This window comes from Rheinheimera sp. ATLC3, from assembly GCF_059429535.1.
The window spans coordinates 1013973-1034302 of sequence record NZ_CM182103.1 but is presented as its reverse complement, the minus strand read 5'-3'; the positions used below and the strand labels follow the sequence as shown (position 1 = coordinate 1034302).

Here is a 20330-nt window from a genome sequence, read left to right as displayed (position 1 = left end):
GGTTTAGTATAAGCGACGACAGTGTTTTTGTGCTAAGCGCAGGATAACCGGATGAAAATCCGGGGCAAAGCTGTTGTGAATATTCATAAAACTGCCATTTTCGCGCCAGGCAGGTCGGGTATGCTGTCATATAAATTTCATTACCCGGAGCACAACGGTTGTATAGCGAGACTGACACTATGCTGCCAGAGCTGTTGCAGTTGCAACAGATGATTGAGCAGGCGCCAGCGCAGCTGCGTACACAAGTGCTGACAAAAGTGCCACACATGACAGAAAAGCTGCCGGTGTATGCCCTGGCGCTTGGCAAGCAGGATAAAACGCTGCCCGCTGTTGTGCTTGTCGGTGGCGTACACGGCCTGGAACGCATTGGTACGCAGGTAGTACTGGCTTACCTGCAAACACTGCTGAACCGCTTACCCTGGGACTTATGTCTGCAGCACACGCTGGAACATTGCTGTATCTACTTTATTCCGCTGCTAAACCCGGCAGGCATGGCCAATGGCTGGCGCGCTAATGGCAACAGTGTCGATTTAATGCGTAATGCCCCGGTCGACTGCACTGAAGGTGCAGCCTGGCTGGTAGGCGGGCAGCGGATAAGCCGGGCGATTCCGTGGCATCGCGGTAATGCAGCGCGCATGGAAGCTGAAAGTCAGGCGCTGGTTGATTTTATTCAGCGTGAGTTGTTCGACAGGCCGTTTTCGCTGGTGCTGGATTGTCATTCCGGCTTTGGGACGACAGACCGGTTATGGTTTCCTTATGCTAAAAGCAAGCGGCAGCCGATAGCCCATCTGGCCGAAATGTACCGCTTACGGCAGTTGCTGTTCCAAAGCTATCCGCACCAGAACTACATTTTTGAGCCGCAGTCGCAGCATTATCTGTGTCATGGCGATTTGTGGGACTATCTGTACGATCTAGCTCAGGCGCAACAGAGCACTATGTTGCCGCTGACGCTGGAGATGGGTTCGTGGAACTGGGTGCGTAAGAACCCGTTTCAATTACTGTCGTCACTCGGCATGTTCCATCCGGTCAAACCGCACCGGGTAAAACGGGTGCTGCGTAGCCATCTGATCCTGATTAATTTTTTGATTAACAGTACTATGTCTTATCAGAACTGGTTACCGCTGGCCAACGCTGACGCGCTGTCAGCCGAGGCGAAAGCGTTGTGGTATTAAATGCAGAGGGGCGCAACGATGCACATTGTTGATACCACGCCTGTGCTGTTGATCCGCGGCTTAATGCGCGAGCAGCGCCATTGGGGCGAGTTTAAACCGCTGCTGCAGGCGGCATTACCGAACCCGGTTCTTAGTCTGGATTTTGCCGGTTGCGGTGAGCTTTTTCAGCAGCGCTCGCCGTGTCATATCAGCGCACTGCGCCAGTCGGTGCGTCAGCAACTGCTGGTTGAACCGCAATTCGGTGGCCGGGTGCACCTGCTGGCGATTTCGCTTGGCGGAATGCTGGCGCTGGACTGGGCACTTAGCTATCCGCAAGAAGTGGCATCCCTTACCTTGATTAACAGCAGTGCCAGGCCCTTGTCGCCCTTTTACCGGCGGCTAAACTGGCGCAACTATCCGCGCATAGTAAGTACTCTGTTTGCCAGCGCCATGCAGCGTGAGCAGCTGATCCTGGCATTAACCAGCAATAACACGGCTAAGCATTCACATATTTTGCCTGATTGGTGGCGCTGGCAGCAGCAGTGTCCGGTCAGCAGCGCTAATGTTCTGCGCCAGTTATGGGCGGCCAGCCGCTTTAAGGTAACCGCGAAGCCACAATGCCCGCTGCTGCTTATCAGCAGTATGCAGGATCGGCTGGTGAGCCCACAATGCAGTGCCGATTTAGCCCGCCACTGGCAGGCGCACCATATACAGCACCCGTGGGCCGGTCACGATTTACCGCTTGATGACGCGGCCTGGTTGGTAGAGCAGTATCAGCAGCAGCTACGCTCATTTGACAGTACAGAGCGCAGATTTAACTGATTGAAATCCAGTTCACTCAGGCAGCGCAGTTTCATATCGGCAGCATCAAATTTACTGTGGTGCCAGTCGTGTTCGGCTGGTAAGGCGCAAACCTTCATACCGGCGGCTTTGGCGGCAGTCATGCCGGTGAAAGAGTCTTCAAACACCAGGCAGTGTTCTGGTGCCACGCCCAGATTTTTTGCGGCCAGCAGATAAATATCCGGTGCGGGTTTGGCTTTGGTGACCATTTCAACACTGCAGCAGGTGTTGAAATACGGCCGGATCTGTAATTTCTGTAGTGTGGTATCCATTAAAAAACCAGGCGAGTTGGTGGCCAGGCCTACCGGCAACTCTGCCTGACGCAAATAGTCCAACAAGCGCAGCAAACCATTTTTAGCCACGCCTGTTTGGGTAATTTGCGCAGCAACCTGTTGCAAAACGGCTTGCTCTGCTTCATCCAGAGACATGGTCGACCACGGCGACTGCTGATACCAGTGCGCTGTTACCGCTTTGGTGGTCATACCGACAGTTTGTTGCTGCCGCTGTGGGCAAATGGTTACGCCAAGGCTACTGAACACTTCAAGCTCGGCCTGTTGCCACATCGGCTCTGAATCAATCAGCACACCGTCCATATCAAAAATAACTGCCTGGATCATAATGCTCCCGTTAGCGTTTGGCCTGAATCAGTCTGTCAGGCTCAAATGTGGTTTACCGGCAATATAGGCACTGCGAAAAGTAGCAAAATACTGTTGCAAAGCTGTGGCAGCCGCCAAATCTTGGGCCAGTTTTAGAACTTCAATCGCCACCTCTGCGGTACACAATTGGTGCAAATGCGCTGCTTCGCGCAGCGCATAGCTCGATGCCTGCTGCGGTTGAATGCCCAGCACCGGCATTGTCGCCAGATAGGGGCTTTTAAACATTTTTTTCGCCTCACGCCAGGTGCCGTCCAGCATAACAAACAGTGGCGTTTTACCTTGCTGTATTGCCATTGATTCCTGCGGGCTGTTAATGCAGCGCTCGGGTTCTGCATATTGCTGTGGAAACACCACTATAGGCGCGTAGTTGTCATCGGCTAATAACGCCAGCATAGCAGGATCAGGCCGGGTTCTGTCCCAAACATAGGCATGATTATCAGCGATGACATCAGCGATAATACGGCCGGTATTACTGGGTTTATAACATTCACCGGTGTACATAATAAAACAAAATGCACTTTTACTGATAACGTCGGGCCGTGCAGCGCAGATACAGTCTGTTCTTGGTAGTAAACACGTGTCACAGCGTTTTACTTTACTGCCACGGGCATTAAATACCCGCGTGGCGTTGGCAAGTTCGCGAGCGCGAAGCGATAGTACAGAATTGAGATGTGACACAAGCGCCCCGCATTCAGTTGACAGGGCGCTATTTTAGCCACTTTTTGCGCAAGGGCAATTGGCTTGTATCACTGCGCAGCGGGTTTTTCTACCACCAGGACAAAGCGATCTGTGTTGCCGCGAACCAATTGATCGAATACTGACTTGCTGTAGTCATCATTGCGGTTGGTAAGTACAGTACTGTCCGTGACCAGATTAAAACCAAAACCTTGCAGCTCTTTGCTGACATAAGCGGCTTCAATCCGGTGTAACTCTTGCGCCGCGTCAACTCCGCTACCCGCCGCCGCATTGTGATCTACCACCAACATACGGCCACCGGGTTTCAGGGCTGCGTATATTTGTTTCATCAGTTGCTGCGGGTTTATCTGCCAGCCATCACTGACATGATACATATCGTGATAACCCATAATAAAGTACACCGCATCAATACTGTCAGGTTTAAGCGGTAATGCGTCCACTTCGGCATCCAGTCGCTCAACATTGCTTAACCGGTTCAATGCCAGCCTGGTTTCAAGTTGCTTGTCGACATAGGGTAAATAGGCCTTGTTGTTATGCAGCAGAACCTTGCCGGTTTTACCGACCTGTTGCGCCAGCAATTCACTAAAATAGCCGCCGCCCCCGAGTAAATCCAAGACCGTATCCCCCTGATGCAGAGGTAATAATGTTGCCATCTCACAGGGTAAACTGCTCGCATCACGTTTTTTATCGGCGTCGCTGCGCGTGGCATCATCAAGTTTAAGCTCGCATGCCATCAGATGGGCATGAGACAACACTAGGGTTATTGCTAATAATGTACGGTACATAAGTTTGCTGCCTTGTTGGTCGGGAAACTAACTCAGCGTGACTGTCTGCAAACAAGTGCAGCAGCAGATTGGTGTGGCCGGACGTGAAAATGTGGCAGGCGGTGCGATATTGCTGCGCTCACCTGTGGCAGAGCTTCTGTGCTAAACTGGCCGCTTTCAGCTGCTGCGGAGTTTGGGTGTCAATAGCAACTAAACCATCGGAAATAACCTTACCGGCCGACAATGAAGGCTGGGCCACGGTATTAAACTATTTAGCTGTAAAGTTTCCTTATATCGCCGAATCTGTCTGGCAAGAGCGGATCCTTGCCGGCAAAGTACACTGGTTTGGTGGTGAGCCCATTACCGTTGATACCCCGTTTAAAGCCAGCAAACGCCTTTGTTACTATCGTGAAGTAACAAAGGAACCTGTTATCCCGTTTACGCACAGTATTGTGTATCAGAACAACCATATCCTAGTGGCGGACAAACCCCATTTTCTGCCGGTAACGCCAGGCGGGGAATATGTTAATGAGTGCTTACTGGCGCGTTTGAAGCGCGATACGGGGCTTGACGATATAGTGCCGGTGCACCGGCTGGACCGTGACACAGCAGGCCTGGTGTTGTTTTCTGTCAATGCAGACAGCCGGCCAGCGTATTATCAGCTGTTTAGTCAGGGTAACATCAGCAAAAGCTATCAGGCTGTAGCCCGTTTAACCCCGACGCTCTGCAATGCCACACTGCCGGTAAAATGGCATATTGCCAACCGTATTGAAAAAAGCCAGCCCGCTTTTATTAATGAGATAGTGCCGGGAGAGGTGAATGCGGTATCGGATATCAGCCTGTTGCAGCAAACTGACGGGCTCGGTCTGTTTGAATTGACACCGCATAGTGGCAAAACCCATCAGCTGCGCTTGCATATGCTCAGCCTGGGGATGCCCATTCTGCATGACAATTACTACCCGGTACTGCAGCCGAAGCGCCCGCCACAGTTTGATAAACCATTACAACTACTTGCCAAAACCTTAAGTTTTATCGACCCCGTGACTAACTCGCTGCAGGTTTTCACTAGTCAGCAGCAATTGGCGTTGCTGACGGGAGTGACATATTAAGCAATTTCCAATTTCTAAGCGCCGGGTAAAAAATGCCTTAACGCCTTGAACTACGCTGTAGCCAAAGCTGTAGTCAAAACAGTACAGAATTATTTTTTTCTATAAAAATCAAAATTAAGGCGTCACTACGGGCAAGTACAAAAAACTCAACTATGCTAACAGGATTACAGAGTCTGAGTACTCTCTGGATTACATCGTTGTCTTAGAGTGAGATAGATTATGACCAGCCTGAAAAACATGTCTGTTAAATTGCAAATTGCATTACCTATTATTTTATTGTCACTTCTGATTGCTGTGGTGGGTATTAAAAGCCTGGTCACGGTAAACGGTGTGATTGCGCAAACTGATATCGCCATCAATAACCTGACACCGGCTACCACGGCGGTATTAAATGCCGACCGCGATCTGTATCAGGCTGAACTTGCCATGCGGGAATATGTATTATTAAGTTCGCAGGGGCGTCAGGTGGACGCTGCTATACAAGATTTCGACGACAATGTGAAGCAGGCGCTGGATCGCATGAATAAAGCATCAGCGCTGGTGCGTGAACATGACGTCAGGGTGATGGCTGATGCAGAATTTAGCAAAGTGTTTGATAACTGGCTGAATTTGGCCAGGCAATCAATGCAATATGCACAGCAAGGCAACACCGAGCAAGCCCGTGCTTTAATTGAAGGTAGCGAAAGTGCTGCTTTTTCTACTTTGCGGGATGAATACAATGGCCTTGGTGAGCGCATCGATAACCGGGCTGTTGTGTTAGGCAAAGAGTTATCGGCCTATGTCAGCCAGCAAAAAACACTGACCATTTTGCTGATGCTGATTGCCATCGCTATCGCTATTGTGACCATAGTGTTCAGCCCAAGCCTGATTGTTAAACCGCTAACGCAGTTAAAAAGCATGGTAAGTGAACTGGCCAGTGTTGGCGGCGATCTTACGCGTCGCCTGCCAGTCAGCGGCAGTAACGAAATTGGTGATGTTGCAGCCAGAACCAACGATTTTATCAGTACGCTGCAAGCCATGATGCGCGAAGTGCAACAGCAATTGACAGATCTTGAACAGGCCTCGAGCAATATTGCAGTCAAAACCGAACTTACCAGCAGTAAAGCGGGTGAGCAAACTATGCATATTGAACAGGTGCTGACAGCCATTCATCAAATGCAGCACGCGGTGCAGGAAATAGCCAGTAATGCCTCATTGACCAGTGGCGCGACTGAAGAAGCCAACAGTGCTGCAGACAGCTCAGGTAAAGTTATTCGCCAGTCGATGCAGCAAATCAGTGTGCTGGCAAGGGATATTGAGCAGGTGGTGCAGGCCATCAGCAATCTGGAAGTTGAAAGCCGTAATATTGTTTCGGTGCTTGAAGTGATTGGCGGTATTGCTGAACAAACCAATTTATTGGCTCTGAATGCTGCTATTGAAGCCGCAAGGGCTGGCGACGCCGGAAGGGGCTTTGCGGTAGTTGCCGATGAGGTGCGCACGCTGGCGTCACGCACACAGCAATCGACCAAAGACATCCACGATATGATTAGCCGATTGCAAAATGGTGTAAGCCAGGCTGTTTCGGCGATGAATAATGCGAAAAGCCAGGTGACTCAAACCGAACAGCATGCTGAATCTGCCAGCGGCTATCTTGATCATATTGTGGCCGGTATTGCCAACATTAACGATATGGCCATACAGATTGCCGCGGCAACCGAGCAGCAATCAACAGTAGCGGAGCACGTTAATCAGACAGTTAATGGTATTAGCCAGAACGCAAATGAGCTGTCTGATATTGCACGTGAAACCGGTAATGACGGTTCGCGTGTGCGACAGCTAGTGCAGTCGGTCAGTAATCAGGTTGGGCGCTTCAGGGTTTAGCATGCTTCTGCAGTAAGGTGTCCAGTTTATTGGCAAAGGCTTGCCTGTCGCTCTGGTTAAGTGGCGGCGGGCCGCCTGTTTGCACACCGCTGCCGCGTAGGGTGTCCATAAAGTCGCGCATGGTCAGCTTTTGTTTGATGGTATCGTTGCTGTACATTTCGCCGCGCGGGTTCAGGGCAAAACCGCCTTTGGCCAGTACATCTGCGGCCAGCGGAATATCAGCCGTGACGACTAAATCACCTGCTTCACAGCGGCGCACAATTTCGTTATCGGCTTCGTCGAAGCCACTGGCAACGGTAATCGCAGAAATAAAGCGCGATGGCGGCACCCGGATCAGCTGGTTAGCAACCAGTATAGTGCTGATTTGTTTGCGCTCGGCGGCGCGAAAGATAATGTCTTTGATCACCACCGGGCAGGCATCGGCATCAACGTATATTTTCATCTGTCAGGTTTTTCCGTTTAGCAGCTTTTGCAGCGGCAGCAGTATATCAGTTGCCAGCAAGCCGCGCTCGCCCCGTTCTGTTGCCAGCTGATCTGCCGCGCTGCCATGTAGCCAGCCACCTAAAGCCGCTGCATCAAAACTGTTTAAGCCCTGGGCCAACAGCGCGGCAATAATACCGGATAGCACATCTCCCATACCGCCGCTTGCCATGCCTGGGTTGCCACAGCTGAGTCTGGCCAGTTGCTGTTTTGGCCCGGCAATCAGGCTGTGCCGGCCTTTTAGTAATACTGTGCCACCAAACTGTTGTTGCAGCTGTTGTACAGCCGCTATTCTGTCGTGTTCAATTGCTGCAGTGGGGCAGTTAAGTAAACGTGCGGCCTCACCCGGGTGGGGTGTCAGCACACGGTTGTCATGTTGCAGCTGTTGTTGCTCAGCCGTGCTAAGCGTGGCCAGATAATTCAGGGCATCGGCATCGAGTAACTGCGGTTTATTACAAGCAAGCAGTTGTGCCAGCAATGCCTTGCCCCAGCTGTCAGGGCCAAGCCCCGGCCCGGCCAAAATTACCGTAGCGCGGTCCAGCATAGCGGTAAAATGCTGGTGATTAGCCATCACCTCTGGCTGGCGGCTTAACATGGCGCTGATATGCTCCTGGCGGGTGTATAAACTGACCAGGCCAGCACCGCTGCGTGCTGCAGCTTGCGCAGCCATAATAGCTGCGCCGCCGTAGCCATGGTCGCCACCAATCACCAGCACGTGGCCAAAGTAACCTTTGTGGGCCTGAGCGGGGCGCTTTGGCAGTAAACGCTTTAGCCACTGTGCATCGACAGTTTGAGTTGTTCGGCTCATTAGGCATTTATCCTTCTGGCTGACGGTATCTGTTAACCCTAGTGCCTGTCGCCTGTGCTGTCATCCTGATACTGATGGTAAAAACGGATGTTATCAGGGTAGGGGAAGATGTCCTCTACCACACCGTGGCGAATATTATCCTGCTTCTGCCGCCAATAGGCAGCATCGAGCAGTTCAGGATGCTGGCTAAACAATAGTTCACGGATCTGTGGCTGCGGTGTAACAAAGGTTGCCATCTGCTCCGGAAATACATCGCCAGGCGCGGCGCAGACAGTGCCTTCGGCAAACATTGCATCTTCATAGTTGTCTGTTTTGGGAAAGCTTCTGAAATTCACATCCAGCAGGTACTGCACTTCGTCGTAGTCATAAAACACTACCCGTTTATGCCGGGTTACGCCGAAGTTTTTCAGCAGCATATCGCCGGGAAAGATATTGGCAGCGATCATCTGTTTAATCGCCAGGCCATAGTCGTTCATGATGTGGGCTTTTTCATCTGTGGAGGCGTTTTCCAGATACAGATTAAGCGGGATCATGCGCCGCTCTATGTACAGGTGTTTAATCACCACTAAATCATCTTCAAAGCTAAGTGACTGGCCAATAACCTGTTGCAGCTCATCCAACAGCTCGGCCGAGAACCTGTGCCGGGGCAGCGCCACGTAGGAATATTCCAGCGTGTCGGCCATGCGGCCCACTCTGTCGTGCTGTTTCACCAGCTGATAGCGCGCTTTTACGGTATCGCGGCCAAACTCTTTACTGGGGGCAAATTTGTCACGGATAACCTTAAATACATAAGGAAACGATGGCAGCGTAAACACCATCATCACCATGCCGCGGATACCGGGCGCGGCAACAAACTGATCTTTGCTGTTGGCCAAATGGTTTAACAACTCGCGGTAAAACTCGGTTTTGCCCTGCTTATGCAGGCCTATGCTGGCGTATAGCTCGGCCAGCGTTTTATGTGGCAGCAATTCACGTAAAAAATGCACCAGTGCCGATGGCACCTGGTTTTCCACCATAAAATAAGCACGTGAAAAGCCGAAAATAATGGTCATCTGTTTCGCATCTGTCACCAGTGTATCAATGTATAAACCGGCGCCTTCGCGGTGTAACAGTGGAATAATAAAGGGCTGCTGGCCATCCGGGGTGACCGCCCGCCCGACAATATAAGCTGCTTTATTACGGTAAAATACCGACTTTAAAATATCAAAACGGATCTGGTAAACCGGGTGGCGGCCATGGCTTGACTGTGCCATAAAGCTTTTAACAATCAGCCGGATATCGCGGTCCAGGTCAATAAAGGGTGTAATAAAACCAAAACCGGACAAAATATTCCGCAGTGTTTGCTTTAAGCCATCCTGCGCCGGAAAGTAGCTGTCGTACACCGAGGCCACCGGGGCGGGCAAATGGGTTTTATTTAATGTCGACTCGACAAAAATATTCTGGTTATGAAAATACTTACGTTCAAACAGCTGACAGAATACTGAGTTATAAAAGGTTTCAGCCAGTTCAGCCTGCGGATGAAATGCCAGATATTCCATATAGTTCTGCTTCACTTGCTGCCACAAGGTTTCATCCAGACATTGTTTTGGCAGCTCTGTCGCCAGATGTGCTATTGCTTCCGTCACACGCCTGTCGTAAAACGAAATGCGCTCAGAGCTGTCCTGCTGAAACGCACGCCAGTCGGCCAGTTCAAAGCGCTGCTTGGCTTTGGCGGTGATAGCCTGAAACAAACTAAAGTGACGGCGGAAACCTTTTAAAATAATGTCGGCAATTTGCTTCGCCTGACTCATATAGTGGCCTGTGATTAACGTGTTGGCTGCTGCCCGGTTAGCGTACTCTAATCAGGAAAGCCGTTAAATGCCAGTAACACTGTGAGCAACCGCAATACGTATTTCCCCCTGCCACTTGCCTGCACAGCGCCCTTTGTATAGGCTTGGCGCCCTTATTTGCTGTTGATTGTTCCGGAGCGTGCTGTGGCCTTGTTTGCCCTGACCATATTTTTAAGTGCTGCATTGTTGTTTTTAATTCAGCCGATGCTGGCCAAACAGCTGCTGCCATATTTGGGTGGGGGGGCCGCAGTATGGACCGCCTGTATGCTGTTTTTTCAGGTTATGCTGTTGGCCGGTTATGCTTATGCCCATGCTGTGTGCCGTTTTCTGTCACCGCTGGCACAGCGCCGGCTACACAGCCTGTTATTACTGCTGGCGCTATTAAGTTTGCCGCTGCTGTACCAGCCGGATGTCAGTGCCTTTAGCACGCTGCCGCCATTACTGGCGGTATTGCTGTTTCTGCTGTTTACCACAGGGCTACCTTATTTTTTGCTGTCGGCTACAGGGCCTTTACTACAGCACTGGTTTGCCGGCTGTTTTAGTACTGCGTCACCTTACCGCTTGTATGCGTTGTCAAATATCGGCTCTTTGGGTGGTTTGCTGGCCTATCCATTTTTGCTTGAACCGGGCTTGTTGCTGTCTGAACAACGCTTGTATTGGGTGTCGGGTTTTGTGGTGTTTGCAACTTGCTGCCTGGGCTTGATGTGGCGGCATCTGGCGGTGTTAGCGCCGTCGTATCGGGCCGGTGAGGCAAGGTTGCGTCAACCGGCTGCTGCTCGCTGGCTATTGTTGTCGGCCAGTGGCGTAGTGTTATTACTGGCGGTAACGCAGCAACTTACTCAGAACGTGCCACCTATCCCTTTTTTATGGGTCGTGCCGCTGTGTTTGTATTTACTCAGCTATATCCTGGTATTTAATAAGCCGCATTGGTACCAGCGGGGGCTGTGGCGCTATCTGTTCTGTCTGAGTATGGTGTTTGGCCTGCTGCTGTTCTATCTGGGCGGTCAGTTTGATTTAATCTCGCAGCTGTTATTGTATCTGCTGGTGCTGTTCAGTGGTTGTATGTTATGTCATGGCGAGCTGGCGCGGCTAAAGCCAGAGCCGCGTGGCTTAACCGGCTATTACCTGCTGTTGGCTGCAGGTGGCGCTCTGGGTAGCCTGGTTGTTAATTTGCTGGCGCCGCTGTTGTTTACCCGGCAGTGGGAATTTTTACTGGTACTGCTGGCTATTTATTTGCTGCTATGGCCAGCTGCGCAGGGTACGCGGCGCTGGCAGCAGGCGCTGTGGTTAAGTGGCGCTGTGTTGTTTACATTAAGTGTGCTGGCGCTGGAGTGGCAACCTGGCCGGCACAACGTTTATGCTGAACGCAATTTTTACGGTAGCCTGAGTGTGCGGGACATCAGCCTGAACGGCGCTATGCAGCGGCGTTTAATTGATGGTACTACCAGCCATGGTGCGCAGTATTTGGCCGCCCCTTTGTCACTTGAAGCGCAAAGTTATTATCGAGCCGGCACCGGCGCCGCGTTGGCATTAGAGCACTTTTTACCGGCAGCCCTGACACGCAGTGCGCAGCAGTTGCAGCAGCGTAAATTTGGTCTGGTTGGGCTGGGCGCCGGCGCATTAGCCGTGTACGGCAAGCCTGGCGATAGCATGGTGTTTTACGAGCTGAACCCGGCGGTCATTAAAGTTGCGTCAGAGCATTTCAGTTACCTCAGCGACAGTGAGGCCACAGTTGACATTGTGCAGGGGGATGCCAGATTAATGCTACAGGCGCAGTTGGCGTCTGGTAGCCAGCAGTTTGATGTATTGGTGTTGGATGCTTTTAGCAGCGACAGCATTCCGCAGCATTTGCTTACGCTGGAAGCTATGCAGTTGTACTGGCATCATTTACACAGCGATGGTGTGCTGGCCGTGCACGTGTCGAATAACTATCTGGATTTAACCGGATTATTGCGAAACCAGGCTGCGAGTCTGGGGTTGCAGGCGTATTTTATTGCTACTCCGGCACAGGGCATTGATCCTGCTGCTCATTGGGTTTTGCTGACGAATAATCAGCGCTTTATACAACAGCCGCAGGTACAGCAGGCCTTAAGCCGTTGGCTTACGCCGGCGCACACTGCAGTTAATTGGACAGATCAGCACAGTAACTTACTACAGGTACTAAAATAACGCCTGACAGACAGTGCAAAAGGCCACCCGATAAAGGTGGCCTGATTCGGGGTTGGCTGTTACTCGTCGTCTTCCACCATCGTCATCAGTGAGGTATTACCGCCTGATGCAGTGGTATCAACACTGATCGTTTTCTCCGTCACCAGACGTTTGATCAGCGTGTCATAATATTCGGCACTGATCACCGGCAAAATTGCGCCGTCGCGCTCTGCCAGTTGCTGGCTGAAGTAGCCAAACCTGGATGAGCGTGCGGCAACGACAGCCCCGGCCAAATGCGGATGCGCCAGAATAGCCTGCAGTTGTTCGGGTTTGGCGACCTGAAATACGCCCTCTGCCACGCCGGTTGCCAGAAACTTATTTTTAAAGGCGTTGGCTTCTTCATAAAACAGTTCGGACGCAACGGTAATGACGGTATTACCCACCCCTAAAGCGGTGATAATCGAAATAGCCCAGAAATTAAACGAGGTGCTTTTATCGGCGTAGCACACCACACAGCCACGAGGCTCGATATGCAGGGTGTTCGACTCACCGGTTGGCCCGGGCAGCTCGGTGCTTTTACGCATATATTTTTCCAGCCGGTTCAGCTGGGCGCGGGCATCTGCCAGCGTCAGTGCCAAATCATCTGCCAGCTCATCAATAATATCGACAGTGGCTATTTTGGCCAGTAACTGGCGCAGCGCCGATACCCGGTCGTTCAGTGGCGTAGCGCGCCAGGTTTTTTCGTCGCGTAACGAGTTTGCCATTAACTGAGCAACCTGTTTTTCTGCGTCCGGGCTGTTGTGCCGGTTTAGCTCGTCCGGGCTTAAGTTGGTCATCTGTACGTTTTCCGGCGACGCTTTCTCTTTTACCAGCCGCAGCAGATAGTTCGGGCCACCGGCTTTGGGGCCTGTGCCAGATAAACCGCGGCCACCAAAAGGCTGCACACCAACAATAGCGCCGATCATATTGCGGTTAACATAGACATTGCCGGCGCGCGACATTTTAGCCAAATAATCACAGCGATCTTCAATGCGCGAGTGAATACCCATTGTCAGGCCGTAACCGGTGCCATTTATCTGGTCCATAACCTTGTCCAGTTCGCTGGCTTTGTAGCGGATCACATGCACGCAGGGGCCGAACACTTCACGTTTTAGCACCGATAAATCTTTTATCTCGTACAAACGTGGTGCAAAGAAAAAGCCGTCGTTGCCTTGCTCAGGTAGCTTGCACTGATACAATAAAGTGGCTTTGTCTTTCATGTCTTCAGCATGTTGCTGCAGGGTTTTCAGGGCTTTGCTGTCAATTACCGGGCCCACATCGGTACTTAACAGCGCCGGATCGCCAACCTGCAGCTGTGCCAGTGCGCCTTTTAGCATGTCGATAATACCATCGGCAACGTCCTGCTGAATAAACAGTACCCTAAGCGCTGAACAGCGCTGGCCGGCGCTTTGAAAGCCAGAGCTTATCACATCGTCAATCACCTGCTCGGGCAGGGCGGTAGAGTCGACAATCATGCAGTTCTGGCCGCCGGTTTCGGCGATTAGCGGCACCTGAATATCATTGCGCTGCGCTAAGGTGCGGGAGATTAAGCTACCGGTATCGGTTGAACCGGTAAACATCACCGCCTGAATACGAGGGTCAGGCAACAGGGTTTCACCCACATCAGCACCGCGGGCCAATACGGCCTGCACCACGTGCTCGGGTAAACCTACGTTATGCATCAGCTCTATCGCGCGCAGTGCAATCAGGCTGGTTTGCTCGGCCGGTTTGGCGATAACGGTATTGCCGGTAACAATGGCTGCGGCAACCTGGCCGAGGAAAATCGCCAGCGGGAAGTTCCACGGGCTGATACACAGCACCACGCCGCGTGGCTCAAAGCGCTCGTCTTGCGCCAGCTCTTCAGCCCGGGCGGCATAGTAGCGGCAAAAATCGACGGCTTCACGTACTTCGTCTATGCCATCCTGCGCGACTTTGCCGGCTTCTTTAATACAAATGGCCACCAGTTCGTCGTGATGACGTTCCAGGCTATCGCCAATACGGCGCAGTAAATTGGCGCGCTGGTTAATACTGGTTTGCGACCAGCTGGCAAAGGCTTCATCTGCCTGTTTTAGCATCTTTTGCATATCTTCACGGCTGTGCAGGCGCACCGCGCCGATAATTTGCTGCTGGTTAGCCGGGTTTCGTACAGCCATAGCGTCGTCTGGCAGTTGCTGTTCACTCCGCGCGTGCTGGCGTAGCCAGTTATCGAGGTTGGCTTTAAACGGCAGCAGCGTATTGACATCGGTTAAATCCAGGCCCTTTGAATTGGCCCGTTCATCGCCGTACAAATCAATAGGCATCTTTATCTGCGTATTGTGCTTATTGCGCAGGCCCTGCAAGGTTTCGACCGGATCAGGCAGCAGCGCTTCTACCGGCTGGCGGGTATCGACAATAGCATTAACAAAAGACGAGTTGGCGCCGTTTTCCAACAGGCGTCGCACCAGATAAGCCAGCAGGTTTTCATGTTCACCCACTGGTGCATAAACGCGACACTGAATTTTTTCGCTGCTGACAATCTGATCGAATAAGGATTCGCCCATGCCGTGCAGGCGCTGAAACTCAAAGCCAGTGTGGTCGCCTTTGGCAACTTCTAATATGGTTGCGGCGGTATAGGCATTATGGGTAGCAAACTGTGGGTATAAAACGTCACGCGCTTCCAGCAGCTTGATAGCACAGGCTTTGTAGCACACGTCGGTGGAAGCTTTGCGGGTAAATACCGGGTAATGGTCAAGGCCCTTTTGCTGGGTGGTTTTGATTTCGGTATCCCAATAAGCCCCTTTTACCAGCCGCACCATCAGCGGCCGTTTTACCCGTCTGGCCAGTTGCACCAGCCACTCGATAACAAAAAGCGCGCGTTTTTGATACGCCTGCACCGCCAGACCAAAGCCGCCCCAGTCACCCAACGCGTCGTCGCTGTAGATTGCTTCAATGATATCCAGCGACAAATCAAGCCGGTCTGCTTCTTCGGCATCAACGGTAAAGCCAATATCATAGCTTTTGGCTACCAGTACCAGCTCTTTTAGTTTTGGCAACAGCTCTGACATCACCCGCTCGCGGTGGCTAAATTCATAACGCGGATGAATAGCTGACAGCTTAACTGAAATACCGGGGCTTTTTACCGGGCCGCGGCCGTCAGCGGCTTTGCCGATAGCATGTATGGCTGTTAAGTAATGCTGGTAGTAACGCTCGGCATCTTCCATCGTGCGGGCACCTTCGCCCAGCATGTCGTAAGAGTAGACATAGCCTTTTTTCTCTGTGTCGGCAGCGCGTTCTATCGCATCATCAATATTGGTGCCCATGACAAACTGCTTGCCCATAATTTTCATCGCATAGTTTACCGAGCGGCGGATCACCGGTTCACCAAGGCGGCCAATAGCTTTTTTCAGGATGCCAAATTGCTTTGCTTTGTTTTTGTCACTGTAACTGACCATTTTGCCGGTGATCAGCAAGCCCCAGGACGAGGCATTAACAAATAACGACTCGCTGGTGCCCAAATGCGCACTCCAGTCGCCTTTGACCAGTTTGTCGCGGATCAGCAGCTCCTGCGTATCGCTGTCGGGTACTCTGAGCAGGGCTTCAGCCAGACACATCAGTACTACGCCTTCTTCGCTCGACAGCGAAAATTCGTTTAGCAAGGCATCTATGCCGCCCTGGCCGTCTTGCTCTTTACGGATCGTTTTAACCATCTGCCGCGCCCGTTCCCATGCCCGGCTGCGGGCTTTCACGCCGACTTCTGCCAGCGGCAACAGCAAATCAATCACACTGTTTTCATCGATACGGTAATGGTTACGGATTTTCTGCCGTAACGGGCAAGAGGTGGTCAAATCAGCATCAAATAACATAAGTCGGCCTGTCATAGGGGCATAAACGCCTAGGCGCTACGCCGGGTTAACATGGGGTTACTTCGCGCATACTAAAGAAAATACGACAAAATAGGCTAGTGTAATTTGGTGTAAAAACAGTAAATCACATGGGTTATGTGTGTTTTATCGGTATAAAGTTCGGTATTTTTTCAAAGTCGCCGTGAATTGTTAACCTGTGTCAGCCCGGAAAACTAACACAGCGGCAGTTTATTCTATGTCGCGCTGATCGCAGGCTAAGGACTATTTCTCCCGCAGTACCAGCGTATCGGCCAGCTTATCCTGTATTGCCTGACGGTTTGGGTCCCAGTATATCTGCAAAAAGCCCAGCAAACCGGTAGCAAAGCCAGCGCTGTAGCCGCCCTGACGGCCAAAGGCTCCCCACAGTGACAGTGGCTTGTTGTCCAGTTGCACAACTCGGATTCCGCATAGCTTTTTGCCGATAGTCTGACCGTTGTTCCAGGCGATAAACAACGTGAAATAGCCTATCGCCCAGCCAAAGCCGATACCCAGATCAGATAAAATACCCTGGATCCATTTCAGAATACTGTGATCAGAGCGCTGTAAGCGTTGCCACCACGACGCTGTGATGTCAGCCTCGGGGGTAACCGCGCCGGTAATAGCCGCAGTGTTAGTGGCCGGCCCGGCTTGCAGCTGCCTGACCGCTTGTTTGTACAGCGATACTTTGCTGTCATCTTCAACGTTGCTGGCATCAAGCAGTGCCTGCAGTATTTCTTTTTGCTCGGCTTCTGTCAGCGTGGCTGCATGCAGTTGGGGCAGCAGTAAGTTCAGCTGATCTTCTGCACACACGATATCGCAGCTATCCTGCGACATTTTCAGCGCATTCGCAGCAAACAAAGCGCTGGTGGTAAATTGCTTAACGTTATTGTTCGCTGGTAGCGAAGGCAGCCAGTTATTGCTGATAAACATCAGTAAGCCTGCCGTCAGCAACAGTGCCATCTGACCGGTTTTAGCTGCCTTCCAGCGCGCCCAGGCAATATATGCCAGCATAGGCAGTACAAAAATCAGGCTGCCGGACGTCAAAGCTGCAATAAAAAAACCGTCTATCGCCATGGCAACGCCCCGGCGCGCAGGTTTTGCCAGAGGTTTGCCGATCAGTTCGGGCGCTACCGCAAACACATGAGGGGTAACAACAGCGCGTACCTGATGTTCATCCAACTGATGACCGCTGCTATCGACAAAGGTATCCGGCGATATTTCGGTAATGCCTGGGTTGTTTTCAGGTTGCTGGATGCTCATAGTATGCTTACTCTAACCGGCTGAATTGAAATTACTTTAACTATACGGTTAGTGCAAAGCAATGTGAAATACTGTCTGGCTGAATTGAGGCGGAGACAGCAGGAGATAAGCCATTAAACCGACAACTAAGAAAAAGAAAAGCGCAGGCTTTTATTGGCTGCTGACGTTATTTATTGGCCTTGCATGGCTGGGGTGTGCCGCAGTGTTTGCTGATCTGTGCCTGAGTTTTGGTGGTGGTAACAGTGGTTGTATCAGCCATTTTAATTACCCGGATCTGATCACCGGTATAGCTATCGCCGGCGTGGTGCTGCTGATCCCTGTTTTCTGCATTGCCGGCTTAGTGGCGCTGGTGGTCACATTTTTCAGGTAAAAAGAGCTAACGCCTGCAGTGAAGCAATTTTTTCCTTCAATGCGGCATTGCGGCTTTTTTCTTTTTCCAGCATTTGCTTTAGCTGGTTAATTTTGGCGAATGCATCATCATCCTGCACTGCTTTTAGTTGATAGTCCTGGCTGTCGGCGGTGTGAACTTTTTTGGCTCTGGCATTACAGGTTGGGCAGATATGAATATCAGACATCATTAACTCCTGACTGGCTTTTACTATATTGGTTGATATAATCAACTTTATTGTTAATCTTTTTGTTGACTATGTCAACTATGTTGATGGCGTAGGGGTAAGGTAATGAACAAACAGCAGGATATTCTCGATCAGTTGCAGCAGTTAACCGCTGAGCTTCGCAGCCAGTTTTTTCAGCAGTTGGCACCCGAGTTGCCGGGGCTTAGCGCTATGCACAGCCGTTTGTTATTGCTGTTGGCGGCAAAACCAGGCATTAGTGCTCAGCAGCTGGCACAGATGCTACGGCGCGATAAGGCGCAAATTACCCGGCTGGTAAACGATTTAGAACAAGCAGTCTTATTGCAACGTACACCAGATCCAGCCGATGGCCGGCGTCAACAGCTGTTGTTATCAGCAGCAGGGGAACAGTTGGCAGCAGAGCTAAAAGCTAAAAAGCGCGGCATAGCCGGTAAAATGCTGACAGGCATAACGCTACAGCAGCAGCACCAGGCCGCAACAGTGTTGGCGCAGATGTACCAGAACCTGGTTAGCGCTGAAAAATAAATTATGTTGGCGCCACTACTCTTTGTGCACCGGCACGGCTTCAAGCAGGGCTATGATAGTGCGGTTATCGTCCAGCCGGGCTAAGTCCAGCAGATAGTCTTTTTCCAGTGGCTGCATCGACTGGTCAGCCAGCAACTCTTTTATCCGCTGTACTTCATTGTTAGCTATCGCCGTTTTTAATGCTTCGTATCTGGCAATGCTGTGGCTGTTCTGCTTTGAGGAGTCTGCTGTCATCTGCTTGGTCTCCGGGTTGTGTGCGCCAGCAAAGCAGCGTACTGCATTGCAGGCGCGGTGGGCTTAATTGCCGTCGAATGAGGTGATATCAAGCGTCACATCGCAGTTTAACAGCTTGGATATCGGGCAGTTTAATTTGGCTTCTACCGCAGTTTTCTCAAAGTCTTCACCGCTGATACCGGGTACTTTCGCATCCAGACGGATTTCTGATTTGGTAATGGTGTAGCCATCACCGTCTTTTACCAGCGTAATGTCCACTTTCGATTCGAGTGTACCTTTGCTAAAGCCCTGTTTGGCCAAAGCAAAAGACAGTGCCATGGTAAAGCAGGATGCATGAGCGGCAGCTATCTGTTCTTCCGGATTGGTGCCGGCCTTATTTTCAAACCGGGTGTTAAAACCGTAAGGTTGATGCTGCAGCGCGCCTGATTGGGTAGACACCTGACCTTTGCCGTCTTTACCCAGGCCTTCATATTTTGCCGTTGCCCAATTGATAATTGCCATCTGGTCCTCCTTCTTACTTAACATTCGCCGGTTGTGGCGGTTAATTCTGCTAAAGAGTACAGCAAGAGCTGTTCCAACCCGGCAACAGTGCGTCATAGCGGCGCTTGCAGCAACACAGCCGTTAGTCAGCCCTGTAAGGTGTTCATGCCGGCGAGTGTAATTTGTAAAAGTTGCAGGTTTGACAGCACAGACTGTCAGCAATGTTCCCGCCGGGTTATTTTGCGCCACACTGCTGCAGCCAAATCCAGCTCTGTGGCTTAACACCTAAATCGGTAGCGGTTTGCATAAAGGCATCGCACTGCGTTTTTGGCGGTGCTTTGCTGCGTGATAGCAACCAGGCGTAATCCAGCGACGGCCCGATCACCAACGCCATGCTGTAATCGTCGCTTAAGCGCGCCACATTGTAACTACCGTAAAACGGGCCAAAGAAAGACACTTTAAGCGCGCCGGTGTTAGAGTCACCCACAAAGTAGGCCTTACCTTCAGCTTGCTGCCATTCGTTATCCTCACTGTTAAAGCCGCGGTTTATTACTGTTACACCGCCATCTTCACGCAGGCTGTAGTTCGCTGTTACATCCGTTAAGCCACGCTCAAAGCGGTGATCAAGCCGCGCAATTTCATGCCACTGACCAAGATAACGTTCCAGCGTAAAGGGGCTCACCGGCGTCACGTTATCTGGCTTGCCGGTGCAGCCGGGCAGGGTAGTGAGCAGAATAAATATCAAAACAGGGTAAACAGCGGTTCTCATTGCAGCTCCTTTTTCGGTTTAAACACTCATGACACTACGCACTATCTGCGGCTTTGTATCAGGTTAGGCGCGATTTTTTACATAACCCGGCAGCCAACACGGGCCTGCTGTTTATCAGGCTGGCATCAAAATCAATGCAGTAACTGCGTTAAAAAAGGCTACAAATGGCGTGTTAAGTTCAGCTTGATTAACGCTTTTCCTCTACAATAGTGGTGTTGCCGTTAATGCT

General features: G+C 51.3%; 19 protein-coding genes. 7 read left to right on the top strand and 12 right to left on the bottom strand.

Going from position 1 to position 20330, the window contains the following annotated elements:
• The first annotated feature begins 158 nt into the window (after positions 1-158).
• Positions 159-1172 carry a M14 family zinc carboxypeptidase gene (locus tag AC5SV9_RS04865; protein WP_475146781.1) on the top strand — a complete coding sequence of 338 codons (1014 nt, stop codon included), beginning with the start codon at positions 159-161 and terminating at the stop codon, positions 1170-1172.
• 18 nt (positions 1173-1190) lie between these two features.
• A complete protein-coding gene (locus AC5SV9_RS04860; RefSeq protein ID WP_475146779.1) occupies positions 1191-1973 on the top strand; it encodes an alpha/beta fold hydrolase in 783 nt (260 codons plus the stop codon).
• Here the strand turns inward: AC5SV9_RS04860 and hxpB are convergent.
• The 3 genes from hxpB to AC5SV9_RS04845 form a co-directional block, all read right to left on the bottom strand.
• On the bottom strand, positions 1925-2608 hold the full coding sequence (gene hxpB / locus AC5SV9_RS04855) for a hexitol phosphatase HxpB (protein WP_475146778.1): 684 nt from the start codon (positions 2606-2608) through the stop codon (positions 1925-1927). The genes AC5SV9_RS04860 and hxpB overlap by 49 nt on opposite strands.
• A 27-nt stretch (positions 2609-2635) precedes the next feature.
• Positions 2636-3325, bottom strand: a complete 690-nt coding sequence (locus AC5SV9_RS04850; protein ID WP_475146777.1) for a tRNA-uridine aminocarboxypropyltransferase — start codon at positions 3323-3325, stop codon at positions 2636-2638.
• A gap of 68 nt (positions 3326-3393) precedes the next feature.
• On the bottom strand, positions 3394-4128 hold the full coding sequence (locus tag AC5SV9_RS04845; RefSeq protein ID WP_475146774.1) for a methyltransferase domain-containing protein: 735 nt from the start codon (positions 4126-4128) through the stop codon (positions 3394-3396).
• Positions 4129-4304: 176 nt separating this feature from the next.
• On the opposite strand from AC5SV9_RS04845, the gene AC5SV9_RS04840 reads away from it, so the two are divergent.
• Together AC5SV9_RS04840 and AC5SV9_RS04835 are read left to right on the top strand one after the other, a co-directional pair.
• Entirely contained in the window at positions 4305-5216 is a 912-nt protein-coding gene (locus AC5SV9_RS04840; RefSeq protein ID WP_475146773.1) for a pseudouridine synthase, read from the top strand.
• A gap of 219 nt (positions 5217-5435) precedes the next feature.
• A complete protein-coding gene (locus AC5SV9_RS04835; RefSeq protein ID WP_475146770.1) occupies positions 5436-7076 on the top strand; it encodes a methyl-accepting chemotaxis protein in 1641 nt (546 codons plus the stop codon).
• On the opposite strand, the gene AC5SV9_RS04830 is transcribed toward AC5SV9_RS04835, so the two are convergent.
• From AC5SV9_RS04830 to aceK, 3 genes are read right to left on the bottom strand one after another with little or no spacing between them, the layout of a single operon-like run.
• Positions 7066-7518, bottom strand: a complete 453-nt coding sequence (locus tag AC5SV9_RS04830) for a YaiI/YqxD family protein (RefSeq protein WP_475146768.1) — start codon at positions 7516-7518, stop codon at positions 7066-7068. The two genes, AC5SV9_RS04835 and AC5SV9_RS04830, sit on opposite strands and share 11 nt — an antisense overlap.
• Positions 7519-7521: 3 nt before the next feature.
• Complete coding sequence (locus tag AC5SV9_RS04825; RefSeq protein WP_475146764.1) at positions 7522-8364, bottom strand: NAD(P)H-hydrate dehydratase; 843 nt, start codon at positions 8362-8364, stop codon at positions 7522-7524.
• 38 nt (positions 8365-8402) lie between these two features.
• Positions 8403-10154, bottom strand: coding sequence for a bifunctional isocitrate dehydrogenase kinase/phosphatase (gene aceK / locus AC5SV9_RS04820; RefSeq protein ID WP_475146762.1), 1752 nt, complete (start codon positions 10152-10154; stop codon positions 8403-8405).
• Positions 10155-10337: 183 nt separating this feature from the next.
• On the opposite strand from aceK, the gene AC5SV9_RS04815 reads away from it, so the two are divergent.
• Complete coding sequence (locus tag AC5SV9_RS04815) at positions 10338-12362, top strand: spermidine synthase (protein ID WP_475146761.1); 2025 nt, start codon at positions 10338-10340, stop codon at positions 12360-12362.
• A 59-nt stretch (positions 12363-12421) separates the two neighbouring features.
• Here the strand turns inward: AC5SV9_RS04815 and putA are convergent, their stop codons facing one another.
• Entirely contained in the window at positions 12422-16237 is a 3816-nt protein-coding gene (putA, locus tag AC5SV9_RS04810; protein ID WP_475146759.1) for a bifunctional proline dehydrogenase/L-glutamate gamma-semialdehyde dehydrogenase PutA, read from the bottom strand.
• Between the two features lie 246 nt (positions 16238-16483).
• A complete protein-coding gene (locus tag AC5SV9_RS04805; protein WP_475146757.1) occupies positions 16484-17500 on the bottom strand; it encodes an RDD family protein in 1017 nt (338 codons plus the stop codon).
• 202 nt (positions 17501-17702) lie between these two features.
• Between AC5SV9_RS04805 and AC5SV9_RS04800 the strand changes: the two genes are divergently transcribed.
• On the top strand, positions 17703-17870 hold the full coding sequence (locus tag AC5SV9_RS04800) for a hypothetical protein (RefSeq protein WP_475146755.1): 168 nt from the start codon (positions 17703-17705) through the stop codon (positions 17868-17870).
• On the opposite strand, the gene AC5SV9_RS04795 is transcribed toward AC5SV9_RS04800, so the two are convergent.
• The gene (locus AC5SV9_RS04795) at positions 17863-18078 is read right to left on the bottom strand and encodes a hypothetical protein (protein WP_475146753.1); all 216 of its coding nucleotides are present in this window, start codon (positions 18076-18078) and stop codon (positions 17863-17865) included. The two genes, AC5SV9_RS04800 and AC5SV9_RS04795, sit on opposite strands and share 8 nt — an antisense overlap.
• 102 nt (positions 18079-18180) lie before the next feature.
• Between AC5SV9_RS04795 and AC5SV9_RS04790 the strand changes: the two genes are divergently transcribed.
• A complete protein-coding gene (locus AC5SV9_RS04790) occupies positions 18181-18618 on the top strand; it encodes a MarR family winged helix-turn-helix transcriptional regulator (protein ID WP_475146751.1) in 438 nt (145 codons plus the stop codon).
• A 15-nt stretch (positions 18619-18633) separates the two neighbouring features.
• On the opposite strand, the gene AC5SV9_RS04785 is transcribed toward AC5SV9_RS04790, so the two are convergent.
• From AC5SV9_RS04785 to AC5SV9_RS04775, 3 genes are all read right to left on the bottom strand, one after another.
• On the bottom strand, positions 18634-18852 hold the full coding sequence (locus AC5SV9_RS04785) for a hypothetical protein (protein ID WP_475146749.1): 219 nt from the start codon (positions 18850-18852) through the stop codon (positions 18634-18636).
• 63 nt (positions 18853-18915) lie between these two features.
• Complete coding sequence (locus AC5SV9_RS04780) at positions 18916-19353, bottom strand: OsmC family protein (protein WP_475146747.1); 438 nt, start codon at positions 19351-19353, stop codon at positions 18916-18918.
• A gap of 214 nt (positions 19354-19567) precedes the next feature.
• Entirely contained in the window at positions 19568-20101 is a 534-nt protein-coding gene (locus AC5SV9_RS04775) for a lipocalin family protein (RefSeq protein ID WP_475146745.1), read from the bottom strand.
• Positions 20102-20330 lie beyond the last annotated feature (229 nt).

Excerpts from the sequence above, each read along its gene's own strand:
- AC5SV9_RS04860 (WP_475146779.1), top strand. The coding sequence starts at position 1,191 with ATGCACATTGTTGATACCACGCCTGTGCTGTTGATCCGCGGCTTAATG.
- hxpB (WP_475146778.1), bottom strand. The coding sequence starts at position 2,608 with ATGATCCAGGCAGTTATTTTTGATATGGACGGTGTGCTGATTGATTCA.
- AC5SV9_RS04845 (WP_475146774.1), bottom strand. The coding sequence starts at position 4,128 with ATGTACCGTACATTATTAGCAATAACCCTAGTGTTGTCTCATGCCCAT.
- AC5SV9_RS04835 (WP_475146770.1), top strand. The coding sequence starts at position 5,436 with ATGACCAGCCTGAAAAACATGTCTGTTAAATTGCAAATTGCATTACCT.
- AC5SV9_RS04830 (WP_475146768.1), bottom strand. The coding sequence starts at position 7,518 with ATGAAAATATACGTTGATGCCGATGCCTGCCCGGTGGTGATCAAAGAC.
- AC5SV9_RS04825 (WP_475146764.1), bottom strand. The coding sequence starts at position 8,364 with ATGAGCCGAACAACTCAAACTGTCGATGCACAGTGGCTAAAGCGTTTA.
- aceK (WP_475146762.1), bottom strand. The coding sequence starts at position 10,154 with ATGAGTCAGGCGAAGCAAATTGCCGACATTATTTTAAAAGGTTTCCGC.
- putA (WP_475146759.1), bottom strand. The coding sequence starts at position 16,237 with ATGACAGGCCGACTTATGTTATTTGATGCTGATTTGACCACCTCTTGC.
- AC5SV9_RS04805 (WP_475146757.1), bottom strand. The coding sequence starts at position 17,500 with ATGAGCATCCAGCAACCTGAAAACAACCCAGGCATTACCGAAATATCG.
- AC5SV9_RS04795 (WP_475146753.1), bottom strand. The coding sequence starts at position 18,078 with ATGATGTCTGATATTCATATCTGCCCAACCTGTAATGCCAGAGCCAAA.
- AC5SV9_RS04790 (WP_475146751.1), top strand. The coding sequence starts at position 18,181 with ATGAACAAACAGCAGGATATTCTCGATCAGTTGCAGCAGTTAACCGCT.
- AC5SV9_RS04785 (WP_475146749.1), bottom strand. The coding sequence starts at position 18,852 with ATGACAGCAGACTCCTCAAAGCAGAACAGCCACAGCATTGCCAGATAC.
- AC5SV9_RS04780 (WP_475146747.1), bottom strand. The coding sequence starts at position 19,353 with ATGGCAATTATCAATTGGGCAACGGCAAAATATGAAGGCCTGGGTAAA.
- AC5SV9_RS04775 (WP_475146745.1), bottom strand. The coding sequence starts at position 20,101 with ATGAGAACCGCTGTTTACCCTGTTTTGATATTTATTCTGCTCACTACC.